The 13,202-nt window shown below is 38.9% G+C and carries 12 protein-coding genes and 1 other annotated feature (1 of these 13 running past the window's edge); of the genes, 1 reads left to right on the top strand and 11 read right to left on the bottom strand.

Annotated elements, in window-relative coordinates:
• Positions 1 to 202 (bottom strand) — a binding site (T-box leader); it reaches 17 nt to the left of the window's first position.
• 50 nt (positions 203 to 252) lie between these two features.
• The 11 genes from gltX to ACMGGO_RS23390 form a co-directional block, all read right to left on the bottom strand.
• Positions 253 to 1,713, bottom strand: a complete 1,461-nt coding sequence (gene gltX / locus ACMGGO_RS23440; RefSeq protein WP_066038313.1) for a glutamate--tRNA ligase — start codon at positions 1,711 to 1,713, stop codon at positions 253 to 255.
• Positions 1,714 to 1,803: 90 nt separating this feature from the next.
• Positions 1,804 to 2,280 carry a 2-C-methyl-D-erythritol 2,4-cyclodiphosphate synthase gene (gene ispF, locus ACMGGO_RS23435; RefSeq protein ID WP_048395542.1) on the bottom strand — a complete coding sequence of 159 codons (477 nt, stop codon included), beginning with the start codon at positions 2,278 to 2,280 and terminating at the stop codon, positions 1,804 to 1,806.
• Positions 2,281 to 2,421: 141 nt separating this feature from the next.
• On the bottom strand, positions 2,422 to 3,363 hold the full coding sequence (gene epsC / locus ACMGGO_RS23430; RefSeq protein WP_004233580.1) for a serine O-acetyltransferase EpsC: 942 nt from the start codon (positions 3,361 to 3,363) through the stop codon (positions 2,422 to 2,424).
• Positions 3,364 to 3,677: 314 nt separating this feature from the next.
• The gene (gene ispD, locus ACMGGO_RS23425) at positions 3,678 to 4,373 is read right to left on the bottom strand and encodes a 2-C-methyl-D-erythritol 4-phosphate cytidylyltransferase (RefSeq protein WP_048395541.1); all 696 of its coding nucleotides are present in this window, start codon (positions 4,371 to 4,373) and stop codon (positions 3,678 to 3,680) included.
• Positions 4,374 to 4,384: 11 nt separating this feature from the next.
• Positions 4,385 to 5,470: a PIN/TRAM domain-containing protein gene (locus ACMGGO_RS23420; protein ID WP_066038315.1), complete on the bottom strand. Its 1,086-nt coding sequence runs from the start codon at positions 5,468 to 5,470 to the stop codon at positions 4,385 to 4,387.
• A 282-nt stretch (positions 5,471 to 5,752) separates the two neighbouring features.
• The gene (gene radA / locus ACMGGO_RS23415; protein ID WP_004233577.1) at positions 5,753 to 7,129 is read right to left on the bottom strand and encodes a DNA repair protein RadA; all 1,377 of its coding nucleotides are present in this window, start codon (positions 7,127 to 7,129) and stop codon (positions 5,753 to 5,755) included.
• A 91-nt stretch (positions 7,130 to 7,220) separates the two neighbouring features.
• Complete coding sequence (locus ACMGGO_RS23410; protein ID WP_048395540.1) at positions 7,221 to 9,665, bottom strand: ATP-dependent Clp protease ATP-binding subunit; 2,445 nt, start codon at positions 9,663 to 9,665, stop codon at positions 7,221 to 7,223.
• Positions 9,655 to 10,764, bottom strand: a complete 1,110-nt coding sequence (locus ACMGGO_RS23405; protein WP_048395539.1) for a protein arginine kinase — start codon at positions 10,762 to 10,764, stop codon at positions 9,655 to 9,657. Before ACMGGO_RS23405 ends, ACMGGO_RS23410 begins: the two co-directional genes overlap by 11 nt.
• On the bottom strand, positions 10,761 to 11,303 hold the full coding sequence (locus ACMGGO_RS23400) for a UvrB/UvrC motif-containing protein (protein ID WP_004233574.1): 543 nt from the start codon (positions 11,301 to 11,303) through the stop codon (positions 10,761 to 10,763). The genes ACMGGO_RS23405 and ACMGGO_RS23400 overlap by 4 nt, the downstream gene beginning before the upstream one ends.
• Positions 11,304 to 11,316: 13 nt before the next feature.
• Positions 11,317 to 11,787, bottom strand: coding sequence for a CtsR family transcriptional regulator (locus tag ACMGGO_RS23395; protein WP_004233573.1), 471 nt, complete (start codon positions 11,785 to 11,787; stop codon positions 11,317 to 11,319).
• Between the two features lie 267 nt (positions 11,788 to 12,054).
• Positions 12,055 to 12,360 (bottom strand): DUF4870 domain-containing protein, encoded by a 306-nt coding sequence (locus ACMGGO_RS23390; RefSeq protein WP_048395538.1) that lies wholly within the window; start codon positions 12,358 to 12,360, stop codon positions 12,055 to 12,057.
• A 125-nt stretch (positions 12,361 to 12,485) separates the two neighbouring features.
• Between ACMGGO_RS23390 and ACMGGO_RS23385 the strand changes: the two genes are divergently transcribed.
• Positions 12,486 to 13,169 (top strand): class I SAM-dependent methyltransferase, encoded by a 684-nt coding sequence (locus ACMGGO_RS23385; RefSeq protein WP_054548954.1) that lies wholly within the window; start codon positions 12,486 to 12,488, stop codon positions 13,167 to 13,169.
• The last annotated feature ends 33 nt before the right edge of the window (positions 13,170 to 13,202 follow it).

Genomic DNA, 13,202 nt, shown 5'->3' with positions numbered 1-13,202 from the left:
TGCGTGGTTCCACTCTGATTGAAGACAAAAGGTCTTCCACTTTGGACATCCATTAACGGGGATGACTCGATAAAGCCTACTCTCGTTCAGCTTTATGCTCAAAGGTGCATTTCAGTTTTGCCTAGGCTCAGACCACTTTCAGCCGATGATGGTCCTCTCTTAAGAGCATGCGCCACTTACTTCTCCTTATCAACGCTTTTTCAATGTAAATACATTTTACAACGAAAGAATGAATTGTCAATAAATTTATCTTTATTGTGCAAATTTTTCTACACGGTCAATTGCTTTCTCTTTACCAATTAAACAAATGGCGTTCGGCAACTCTGGTCCATGTGTTTCACCTGTTGTCACAACACGGATTGGCATGAACAGATTTTTACCTTTATGACCAGTTGTCTTTTGTACAGCTTTAATCGCAGCTTTTACCGCATCTGGTGTAAACTCTTCTAGCTCTTCCAATTGTGCTTTAAATGCCGCCATTACTTCAGGTACTTGCTCTCCTGCTAAAACCTCTTTTGCTTCTTCATCATATTCAATATGGTCGTTAAAGAATAGGCTAGATAATTCGACAATTTCTGCACCAAAGCTCATTTGGTCATGATAAAGTGCGATTAAATCCGTCGCCCAAGCATGTTGCTCTGCAGTAAGCTCTTCAGGTAATAAGCCTGCTTTTTGTAGATGTGGTAAAGATAAAGCTACAACTTCTTCCAAAGACAACTTTTTAATATATTGATTATTCATCCATGTTAGCTTTTGTTTATCGAACATAGATGGTGATTTTGAAAGACGTTTTTCATCAAAAATTTTGATAAATTCTTCTTTTGAGAAAATCTCTTCTTCTCCCTCTGGAGACCAACCAAGTAGCGCAAAGAAGTTAAACATCGCTTCAGGAAGATAACCTAAATCTTTATATTGCGTAACAAATTGAATAATCGATTCATCACGCTTAGATAGTTTTTTACGGTTTTCGTTAATAATTAATGTCATATGTCCAAAGCGTGGATATTCCCAACCAAATGCATCAAAAATCATCATTTGCTTTGGTGTATTCGATAAATGCTCCTCACCGCGGAAAACGTGAGAGATTTCCATAAAGTGATCATCTAAAACAACTGCATAGTTATATGTTGGAATACCATTTGCTTTTACAAGTACCCAATCACCAATATCTTTAGACTCAAAGGTAACTTGTCCACGAACTAAATCTTCAAATTCGTATGTTACATTTTCAGGTACACGCATACGGATTGTGTATGGCTCACCTGCCGCTTCTTTAGCAGCGATTTCATCTGCTGATAAGTGGCGACATGTACCATCATAAGTAGGAGCAGCTACACCTCTTGCTTTTTGTTCTTCACGAGATGCTTCAAGCTTTTCAGAAGAACAGAAACACTTGTAGGCTACACCTTGTTCTAATAGTTTTTCAGCGTGCTCTTTATAAATATCAAGACGTTCCATTTGACGATAAGGCGCATAAGGTCCACCAATATCAATGGACTCATCATATTCAATACCTAACCATTTTAGGTTATCTAGCTGAGATGCTTCTCCGCCCTCTACATTACGTTCAATATCCGTATCTTCAATACGTACAATGAATTTACCGTTATGATGTTTTGCATATAAATAATTGAATAATGCTGTACGCGCTCCACCGATATGTAAATAACCTGTTGGAGATGGCGCGTAACGAACGCGAACTTCTTTCGTCATAATTAAAAGCCTCCTAAATTTTCGATCAAAAATTGACTTTGTTCATTTTACCACTCTGTTACAGGAAATAAAAGCGGGGTTCATCCACATTTATTTCTTGATCAATAGAATTGTTGCCATTGTCGCAATACCTTCCTCGCGACCTGTAAAACCTAATCGTTCAGTTGTAGTTGCTTTAACATTTACCTGTGAAGGCTCTGCGTGTAATAATTCAGCGATACGTTGTTGCATCTGTCCAATATAGGGGGCCATTTTAGGACGCTGTGCCATAATGGTACAATCGACATTACCTAGAGAATAACCCTTATCCTCAACAATCTTCCAAATGTACTCTAATAATTTTGCTGAGTCCGCGTCCTTAAATGCAGGGTCTGTATCTGGAAAATGACGGCCAATATCCCCTTCTCCAATTGCTCCTAGAGCCGCATCTGTGACAGTGTGTAAGAGAACATCCGCATCTGAATGTCCTACTAGTCCTTTTTCATGCGGAATGGTAATGCCACCAATAATTAATGGACGACCTTCTTCAAATGCATGTACGTCAAAACCTTGTCCAATTCGAAACATATTCATCTTCCTTTAATTAATATTTAACATTATCATATCAAAATTTGCCCTAGGTTGTTTGAAAAGCGCTTTAATAATTATCCTCCTATAGCAGTAATGGGCAGTTTAGAAAGCTACACTCTCTAGACTGCCCCACATTCTTTAAATATGATACTCTATATTTTTCATTTGACTGTTGCTAATATTCGGAGATGGCTGTGAATTATAAACACGTGAATAAGGGGGAACAGAGTGTGTTAGCCAAATATTACTTCCTAAAACGGAATCGTGCCCAATCGTCGTCTCGCCCCCTAAGATAGTAGCACCAGCATAAATGACAACATTGTCGGCAATATTCGGATGACGTTTAATGCCCTTAATTGGATTACCATTTTCATCTAATGGGAAGCTTAGTGCACCTAATGTTACACCTTGATAAATTTTTACATTCTTACCGATAGTACAAGTTTCACCGATAACTACACCTGTTCCGTGGTCAATAAAGAATGATTCTCCTATTGTAGCCCCTGGATGAATATCGATACCCGTTAATCGGTGCGCATATTCTGACATAATTCGAGGCACAATTTGTACACCCATTTCGTATAACTCATGTGCGATGCGGTGAATATAAACAGCCACAATAGATGGATAGCTTAGCAAAATTTCCTCTGTGGAAAGAGCTGCTGGGTCACCATTATATGCCGCTTGAATATCTGTTTGTAGCACTTGGCGAATGGCAGGAAATCGATTAATCAAATTCATAACAATTTTGTCTGCTTGTTCACGGCAATACTTCTCGCAATTGGCAGGATCACTATCCTCCATATTATAAAATAATACTTTTTCGATAATATCCCGCAAATCTAATGCTGTTTCACGCAGCTTATTACTGCAAACTACGTTCACCCTTGTTTCATCAATAGGTCTTGTCATATAAATGCCAGGAAACAGCACCTCATGGAAATTATCTATTATTTTTATAACCCGATCTCGTCCATCAAAGCCTATTGAGTTGTCAACGTCGATGTACTGTTTATTTATACTAGTTAATGAACCTGTAATTTCTGGAACCTTTTGATTTAACCAATCATTTAATGACACAATAAACACCCCTCACATCTTTTCATCTATTCTATTACCTTATTAATCATATATCCACTATTTCATTTTACACGTAAAACGATCACACATGGATAAAATCCACTTTATTTGAGCATTCCAACTTTTTATTCTCTTCTACGCCTTCGTTTCTAATTCGACTAGCAGTTATGTCATTATTATCATACATATATGGATGAACAGATTACGAAGCAATAAGGCATTCTGACCATATAATTTTTCCCAAACAAAACAAATAAAAAAGACTATCCATCCTTAACAAACTACGAATGAATAGCCTCTATATATAATATTTCTTAATGATTGAATGATCCACGCTTACGCAAAATTGCCTCACCAAATACTAAGTCTTCTTGTGTTGTCATTTTTACATTTTCATAACTACTTTCTACGATGTGTACCTGATGTCCGAGACGCTCCATTAGCATTGCCTCATCTGTCCCAAGAAAACCTACTTTTTCAGCTACGTCCTCCGCTTCCATAATTAATTCAAAACGGAATGCTTGTGGAGTTTGCACCATCCAAAGGCTTTCTCGATCAACCGTTTCCTCTATAATGCCATTCATTGATACTTTTTTCATCGTATCTTTCGCACGAACCCCTGCAATTGCTGCACCATGATGATGCGCGTTCTGTACAAGCTTTGCAATGATATCATGCGTAATAAACGGGCGTGCTGCGTCATGGACAAGCACAATATCTACCTGTTGCATCTCTTTCATGCAAGAATGAACCGAATGCTGTCGCTCAGCACCCCCATCAGGTAAACCCTTCACTTTGGTAATCCTATAGTCCTCTAGCATTTTTTGAATAAATCCACGCTCTTCTGGTTTTACAGCGAGCCAAATACCTGTGCAAGCGGGATCTTGTTGAAACACTTCTAGCGTGTGTACCAGAATAGGTTTCTCTAAAAGCTTTAAAAATAATTTATTTTGCCCTGCACCCATACGCTTCCCACTTCCGGCAGCAGGTAGAACCACTTCATATTGCATTTCCCCACATCCTAATCGTCCTTCGGCTTAGCAAATATCATACGACCTGCTGATGTTTGCAGCACACTAGTAACTGTAACTGTAATTGCCTGTCCGATGTAACTACGACCACCTTCAACCACTATCATCGTACCATCATCTAAATAGGCAACTCCTTGGTTATGCTCTTTGCCATCCTTTATAACCACAACCTGCATATCTTCACCTGGTATAACTACAGGTTTCACTGCATTCGCTAAATCATTGATATTTAACACTTTTACATGATGGAGCTCACAGACTTTATTCAGGTTAAAATCATTGGTAACGATGCATGTATCATTGCCCATTTTTTTTGCAAGACGGACAAGCTTTAAATCTACCTCTTGTACATCTTCAAAATCCTCGTCTGTAATTTCAACTTTTGTCTTACGTTCATCTTGTAATTTTTTTAAAATATCTAAACCACGCCGACCTCTTGTGCGCTTTAAGGTATCAGAAGAATCAGCTATATGCTGAAGCTCTGTGAGCACAAATTGAGGTACAACTAATATACCCTCAATGAAGCCTGTTTCAGAAATATCAGCAATACGACCATCAATAATTACACTTGTATCTAGCAGTTTGTAGCTTCCACGAACCTCTTGAGCTTCAGCACCTTCAGCAGCTTTTTTCTTCGTATTGGTACTACGTAATGTAAAAAGCTGTATGAGCTCATCTCTTTTTCTAAAACCTAGACGGAACCCTAAATACCCTAATACAAATGACAGGATAATTGGAAATACTTCCGAAATAATAGGGAATGGTACACTATCAATGGCAAAGCCTAAAAAGTAAGCGACAATCAACCCAATTATTAAACCAAACGTACCAAATAATAAATCTCCGATAGGAACCTTAAACAGAACTTCTTCCATCCAGCTAATGAGCCTTACAAAGTAATCGGAAAATGCAAAAGATAGTGTAAACAGTAAAAGTGCGCCTAGAGCTACTGATACATAAGGATTATCTAGCCAAGGATTAGATGATAAATGAAGCAATTCGTATAATGGCGGTAAGAAAACAAGGCCCAATGCTCCTCCAATCAGTAAAAACGCAATTTGAACAAATTTTTTCACAAGCTGTCACCTCCTAATTGTTAGTTAAGATTATACATAGTTTACGGTAGAAAATCTTTCATGAGCTCAGTCAAAATCTCATTATTTTTGATGTTGTGAAACAAGGATAAGATAGTTAGACAAAATTTTACAAACTTCTATTTTGTTCGTACTAGATGAAATCCTTTATTCATTCATCAGCTATTATTTAGGACGTTTATTCTTTTATATGAGTTTCCGATATTAGCATTAAAAGTGAAGGAAAATGCATGTCAGAATAATATCCAACATGCACAACCTCCTTTATAACTCTCTAAAGCATGCATTTAGTGCATCTTTTATCGTTTCTACACCAACAATTTCAATTCCCTGCGGAAATTCCCAACCACCAATATTTGAAGAAGGAATGAAAGCTCTTTTAAATCCAAGCTTCGCCGCTTCAATGACTCGCTGTTCTATACGTGATACCCGACGGACCTCACCTGTCAGTCCGACCTCACCAATAAAGCAATCCGTTGCACGCACTGCCTGATCCTTAAAACTAGATACAATGCTTGTCAACACCGCTAAATCTATTGCTGGCTCATCCAGCTTGACACCACCAGCAACTTTAATATATGCATCCTGAGCTTGTAGCATGAGACCCATACGCTTTTCTAGTACAGCCATTAGCAATTGTACTCGATTTTGATCGACACCTGTGGCCATACGTTTAGGATAGTTAAAGCTTGTAGGCGTAACTAAGGATTGAATTTCAACAAGAATTGGCCTTGTCCCCTCCATTGAGGCTACAATAGTTGACCCTGCCGCACCTTGTGAACGCTCCTGTAAAAATAACTCAGAAGGGTTTAGAACTTCCTTTAACCCACCTTGAAGCATTTCAAATATAGCAATTTCATTTGTAGATCCGAAGCGGTTTTTTTGGCTTCGTAAAATACGATGATTATGATGTCTTTCCCCTTCAAAGTATAGTACAGTATCCACCATATGCTCTAAAATACGTGGCCCAGCAATTTGCCCCTCTTTTGTGACATGCCCTACTAGAAAAATAGCAATGCCTTTTGTTTTAGCGATTCGCATCAGCTCGGCTGTACATTCACGAACCTGTGAGACACTACCTGGGGCGCTTGTTACTTCTGGATGAAAAACCGTTTGTATGGAATCGACAATGACAAATTTAGGTTGTACTTCATCAATGGTTTGGTTTAAAAACTCTAGGTTTGTTTCGGAGTATATGTAGAGCTCTTGAGAAATCACTCCTAAACGCTCTGCTCGTAATTTCGTTTGACGAATAGATTCCTCTCCAGAAATATAAAGTACGCGATGCCCTTTATTCGAGAGTAATGCGGAAACCTGTAATAGTAATGTTGATTTCCCTATTCCAGGATCACCCCCAATTAATACTAGAGAACCAGGTACAATGCCACCGCCTAATACACGATTGAGTTCGCCCATTTCTGTTGCTACGCGCGATTCTTCAGTAGCTTCCACTTGGATAATCGGGATTGCCTTTTGAGTAACTGTAGCAGAATGTTGAAATGCTCCACGTGGGCCTTTTGCAACCATTTCTACTTCTTCCACCATTTTATTCCATTCACCACACCCAGGGCATCTTCCCATCCATTTAGCAGATTCATAGCCACAGCCTGAACATACAAATTTCGTTTTTTTCTTTGCCAAATTGCTTTCACCTCGAATATTTGTTCTTATCCTTAATTGTACAGAAAAAAAGACAGCTTGGCACTTAAAGCCTTACTGTCTTTCCTTGAAATTATTTAGAGATGGATACTCCCTCTTTTTTCTTTACAACAAACTCATCGTTTACGTAATCAATGACAACCTGATTACCCTTTTCTACATTACCCTTTAGTAATTCTTCTGATAATCGATCCTCTACTTGTTTTTGTAATGCACGACGTAGTGGACGAGCACCATATTGAGGGTCATAGCCTTCTTCAGCAATTTTTTCAAGTGCTGCATCAGTCAGCTCTAACGAAATGTCTTGCTCTTGCAAGCGTTTTGTTAAAGCATTGCCCATCATCGCAATGATTTCTTTTAAGTGCTCTTTTTCTAATGCGTGGAAGACAATCATTTCATCGATACGGTTTAAGAATTCTGGACGGAATGCTTTTTTCAATTCTTCTAACATCGTACCCTTCATGTCTTTATGCTTAGACTCTGCACCACCTACATTGAAACCAAGGTTCTTTTGGTATTTTAATGCATCCGCACCAACGTTTGAAGTCATAATGACCACTGTATTGCGGAAGTCTACTACACGTCCCTTAGAGTCTGTTAAACGACCATCTTCAAGCACTTGCAATAGAATATTGAATACATCAGGGTGTGCCTTTTCAATTTCATCTAATAAAACGACTGAATATGGCTTACGGCGAACTTTCTCTGTCAGTTGGCCACCATCATCGAAGCCTACATAGCCCGGAGGTGAACCTACTAAACGAGAAGTCGAATGTTTCTCCATGTACTCGGACATGTCAACACGAATCATCGCATCCTCATCGCCAAACATTACCTCAGCAAGTGCTCTTGCAAGCTCTGTTTTACCAACGCCTGTAGGTCCTAAGAAGATAAATGAGCCAATTGGTCGTTTTGGATCTTTTAAGCCTGCTCTTGCACGACGTATGGCACGAGAAATCGCTTCTACTGCTTCTCCTTGCCCTACTACACGTTTGTGTAACTCTTCTTCAAGCTGTAATAACTTCGAAGATTCTTCAGAAGCAATTTTAGCTACTGGGATTCCTGTCCACATTGATACAACTGCTGCTACATCATCCACAGTCACTTTAGATTCGGCTTTACCTTGCTCTTCTTTCCAATTTTTTCGAGTAGCTTCAATTTCATCCTTCAGCTTTTGCTCTGTATCTCTTAGCGCTGCTGCCTTTTCAAATTCTTGACCTGATACGGCTGCATTTTTTTCAGAACGAACATTTTCAAGCTTATCCTCAAGCGCCTTTAAGTTTGGTGGTACTGCGAATGAGCGTAAGCGTACTTTAGAACCTGCTTCATCGATTAAGTCAATCGCTTTATCTGGTAAGAATCGATCAGAAATATATCTATCACTCATTTTTGCCGCTGCTTCAATGGCTTCATCTGTAATTTTCACACGGTGATGCGCTTCATAACGATCGCGTAAGCCTTGAATAATTAGAATAGCCTCTTCCACTGTCGGCTCATCCACTTGGATTGGTTGGAAACGACGCTCTAAGGCCGCATCCTTTTCAATGTACTTGCGGTACTCATCAAGTGTTGTGGCACCAATACATTGAAGCTCCCCACGTGCTAAAGATGGTTTTAAGATATTTGATGCATCAATCGCACCTTCAGCACCACCCGCACCAATTAATGTATGCAATTCGTCAATAAATAAAATGATGTTGCCTGCTTGGCGAATTTCATCCATCACTTTTTTCAAACGATCTTCAAATTCTCCACGATATTTTGTACCTGCAACAACTGTCCCCATATCTAGTGTCATTACACGTTTGTCACGAAGGATTTCTGGCACTTCGTTATTAATAATTTGCTGTGCCAATCCTTCAGCAATCGCTGTTTTACCAACACCTGGCTCACCAATCAATACAGGGTTATTTTTCGTACGACGCGATAAAACTTCAATAACTCGTGTAATTTCCTTGCTTCGGCCAATAACAGGGTCTAAAGTACCTTCACGTGCAATTTGTGTTAAATCACGTGCTAGACTATCTAATGTTGGTGTATTGGCAGCTTGAGCTGCTTGTTGACCAGATTGTGCATTATCATTATTACCTAATAGCAATAATACTTGCTGGCGAGCTTTATTTAAACCGACTCCCGCATTGTTTAAAACGCGAGCTGCCACGCCCTCACCCTCACGTATAAGCGCCAATAATAGATGCTCTGTACCGATATAGGAGTGACCTAGTTTACGTGACTCATCAACAGATAATTCAATTACTTTTTTAGCTCTTGGTGTATAATGAACGATTGGACCGACATCTTCTTTGCCCTTACCAACTAATTCTTCAATGCCAGCTTCAATCATTTGAGGACTAATATCAATGGCTTCTAACGCTTTCGCAGCAATACCGCCGCCTTCACGTATAAGCCCTAATAGAATATGCTCTGTACCGATAGATTCGTGCTTCCAACGAATAGCCTCTTCCTGAGCAAGCTGTAATACTTTTTGCGCGCGTTGTGTAAAACGATTAAACATCATATAAATCCTCTCCTTTTTCCCCATTTATAGGCTTATTCGCATGTTCTTGAGATAATGTCTCACGAAGCATCTCCGCTCGTACACGATCCCGCTCAGCAGGTGGTAATGCCTCACCTGCATAGTGCTGTAAAAAACCTGGTTGCATACTAACAACACATTCATTTAAGGTCGTTGTTTGTATACCATCAATCAATTGTAAATCTACTCCTAAACGAACATTAGATAGGCAAGTAGCAGCTTCCTCACTTGTTAAAATTCTTGCATGTGTAAGGGTACCTAAAGCTCGATATACGCGATCTTCTAGCGCAAGCTCTGCCTTTTCCATTAATTTACCTCTTGCATGCCGCTCTTTTTGAATAATCTTTTCAGCGACGCTTTGTATATCTGCTAAAATATCTTCCTCTGTCTTCCCAAGTGTAATTTGGTTAGACACTTGATAAACATTCCCTAAATTTTCGCTTCCTTCACCATATATACCTCTTACAGTCATTCCTAAGCGTGTCATGGCATTTATAATTTGATTCATTTGCCCAGTTAATGTAAGAGCGGGTAAATGCATCATGACGGATGCTCGTAGACCCGTACCAATATTCGTTGGACAGCTTGTTAAATAACCAAAAGTATCTCGAAAAGCATACGGTAATACTTTCTCTAGGATACGATCAATCTTATTTGCTTGTTCATAAGCACTTTGAAGTTGAAAACTTGCTGTCATACATTGAATGCGTAAATGATCCTCTTCATTCACCATAATGCTAACGGATTCGTCTTCAGAGAGTAGTATAGAGCCCACTTGCTCTTTTTTAGCCAGTTGCGGGCTAATCAAATGCTTTTCTACAAGAATTTGACGCTGTAAAGGGGTTAAATCCTTTATAGCAAAATAAGCATAATCATTTTGAAGAGTTGGGCTATCGCTGACAGCATGTGTAACGGCCTGTTCCACTTGCAGTGCCTCATTTTCTGAAAACGCTAATGGAAAACGATAGCCATCTAAATTTCGTGCAAGGCGGATCCGTGTACTAATGACGATATCTGAGTAATCATCTTTGATATGCATCCAAGTTGGTGTCGCACGCTCTAAAAATGATTCAATCATCATGTCACATCACCACCTTCAAATTGTAGATGCTTCTCTAGCTCTTTAACTTCATCACGTAGCTTCGCCGCTTCTTCAAACTGTTCTTCATCTACGGCGGATTTCATACGCTTGCGGATATCTTCTATTTGCTTTTTAATAACATACACATTACTGCGAGCACCAGGCATTTTTCCAATGTGTTGTGGACCTGCCTGAATACGATTAAAAAGCTTTGGCAAATGATCTCCAAATGTGTCATAACAGCTTGGGCACCCGAATTTTCCTTCTTTTAAAAATTGCTTATACGAAAATCCACATTGTGGGCATGTTTGCTGTTGTGGTTGTACCTGTTGTTTTTCCCCCACCTTTTGCCATGTAGGAGAGCCAAACCAGTTAGACAATAACTGTTGAATAGATACTGGCTCTTGTTTAAACTCTGCATGAAATGGATGGAATTGTGAGGCGCAGACGTCACAATAATGATGCTCTACTTTTTGCCCACTTTGAACTTGTGTTACTGTAACTGTCGCATTACGTTGTTTACAATGTTCGCATATCATTTCCATCACCTCACTATTTTTGTTGTTCATATTTTATTGTTGTCAGCATTGCTCGCAATATTTTTGATCGAATGACATCTCTTAATGGGAGATGCAAGTCGATCGTGGAGCGATCAATTGCTGCTAACATTAATTTCGCTTCTCGCTTGGAAATTACCTGCTCATCAATGAGTCGATAAACCAAATCTTCTGCCATTGTTTGTGATGCCCCACCTTCAATTTGCCTGAGAACATCGTCGATTAGATCAATCTGTGAATTCGCACGGACACGTAAAATTCGAATGTATCCACCACCACCACGTTTGCTCTCAACAAGGTAACCCCGCTCGGCAGTAAATCTTGTATTAATAACATAATTTATTTGTGATGGTACACATTGAAATTTATCAGCGATTTCACTACGTTTAATTTCAATATGCCCTTCCCCACCTAATTCAAGCACTTGCTTTAAGTAACCCTCTATGATGTCTGATATATTACGCATTTTAGGAACACACCTCGCTTGCTTCACTGACTTTGACTATCTTTGACTTTCTTTGAGTATATTATACAAAACGCTTGAAAAAAATTGCAATGATTTCGCCCATAGAAAAGTGGAAAGTCTAGAAAAAGGCTTTTTAAGAGCCGAAAAGAGCCCTTTTTCGATTATTTGTTTACGGTTTAATAATTTCCTTATACACCTAATGTACCCTTATTCGTCATAGAAAAAACGCAAGCATATGCAACTAGCATATACTTGCGTCTATGAAAATTATACCCAGCGACCAACAATTGGATAACGCCAAGGTTCATCAGACAATGCTTTTACGATACCGATGATCGGTACCACAAATACCATAATGCCGAAAATGATTAAAAATGGTAAGCCAATAAGGACAAAGCTTAAACCAACAGAGATAGCAATTAAAACACCCATGACAATTTGGAATAGCAGTGCTTGAATAGAAATTGCCTTTACTTCCTCATCCGAACTAATTAAAAAGAAAATAATGGGCACTAACCATGGCGCAAAAAATGCACTTGCGTGTATGATTACTTTAGACCATTTAGTCTCCATATATATCAACCCTTTCTTTGAACTTTATTCTATGTTTTATGTACTACTATTTACGGAACTATACCCGCAATAGTTTCACATTAAGAAAGATTTTTTAAAATTTTTTTGAAAGGCTGTGAGGAGCGTTGGAATTTAACAACACATTAGCAAATGAATATGAAAAGGGTATTCGCCGTACATTGCCTAGTTATGATGCCATGCTACGTTTAATACAAACTTTTTATCATTCTAGGCTATCAGAAAATGCTAACATGCTAGTCGTGGGAGCAGGAAGTGGCAATGAAATTATACAGCTTGCAGAAGGAAGACCTCACTGGTCATTCACTGGCATTGATCCATCAGAATCCATGCTTACTATAGCTAAAGAGCGTTTACTCACTCTTCCTAATGATATGTCATTCCATCAGGCTACAATACTTGATGCTTCGCTGCCCTCTACTCAGTATGATGCGGCAAGTTGTGTTCTCGTCTTGCATTTTATTCATGATTATAAAGAAAAGCTCGAAACAATAACAGAAATAGCAAGACATTTGAAACCTGGAGCACCATTTGTCCTTGTTTCAAAATATGGTCAGCTAGGCTCTTTAGAAACAGAACTACAATTTGATTTATGGCGTTCTTATTGGCTACAGCATACTAGACTTTCTTTATCCGATGTAGCAGAGATGGAAAAATCCATTCGTTCCCTTTCTTTTATGAGTGAAGAAGAAATTTTAATACTTTTACAAAGTGCGGGTTTTACTAAACCTTCTAGATTTTTTGCCACTACTTTGTTCGGTGGTTGGGTATGCTTTAAAGAGGAGCGCTAACTATTTTGTAGTAAATAATTTGAGGTGAAAACC

Source organism: Lysinibacillus sp. BNK-21 (assembly GCF_048684915.1).
Taxonomy (GTDB): Bacteria; Bacillota; Bacilli; order Bacillales_A; family Planococcaceae; genus Lysinibacillus; species Lysinibacillus capsici.
Note: the sequence above shows the minus strand (reverse complement) of the source record. Positions and strands in the feature narration are given on the sequence as shown.

What these genes read in the sequence shown, in the direction of transcription:
- gltX (WP_066038313.1), bottom strand. Translation starts at nt 1,713, where the DNA reads ATGACGAAAGAAGTTCGCGTTCGTTACGCGCCATCTCCAACAGGTTAT.
- ispF (WP_048395542.1), bottom strand. Translation starts at nt 2,280, where the DNA reads ATGTTTCGAATTGGACAAGGTTTTGACGTACATGCATTTGAAGAAGGT.
- ispD (WP_048395541.1), bottom strand. Translation starts at nt 4,373, where the DNA reads ATGCAATATGAAGTGGTTCTACCTGCTGCCGGAAGTGGGAAGCGTATG.
- ACMGGO_RS23410 (WP_048395540.1), bottom strand. Translation starts at nt 9,665, where the DNA reads ATGATGTTTAATCGTTTTACACAACGCGCGCAAAAAGTATTACAGCTT.
- ACMGGO_RS23405 (WP_048395539.1), bottom strand. Translation starts at nt 10,764, where the DNA reads ATGATGATTGAATCATTTTTAGAGCGTGCGACACCAACTTGGATGCAT.
- ACMGGO_RS23400 (WP_004233574.1), bottom strand. Translation starts at nt 11,303, where the DNA reads ATGATATGCGAACATTGTAAACAACGTAATGCGACAGTTACAGTAACA.
- ACMGGO_RS23395 (WP_004233573.1), bottom strand. Translation starts at nt 11,787, where the DNA reads ATGCGTAATATATCAGACATCATAGAGGGTTACTTAAAGCAAGTGCTT.
- ACMGGO_RS23390 (WP_048395538.1), bottom strand. Translation starts at nt 12,360, where the DNA reads ATGGAGACTAAATGGTCTAAAGTAATCATACACGCAAGTGCATTTTTT.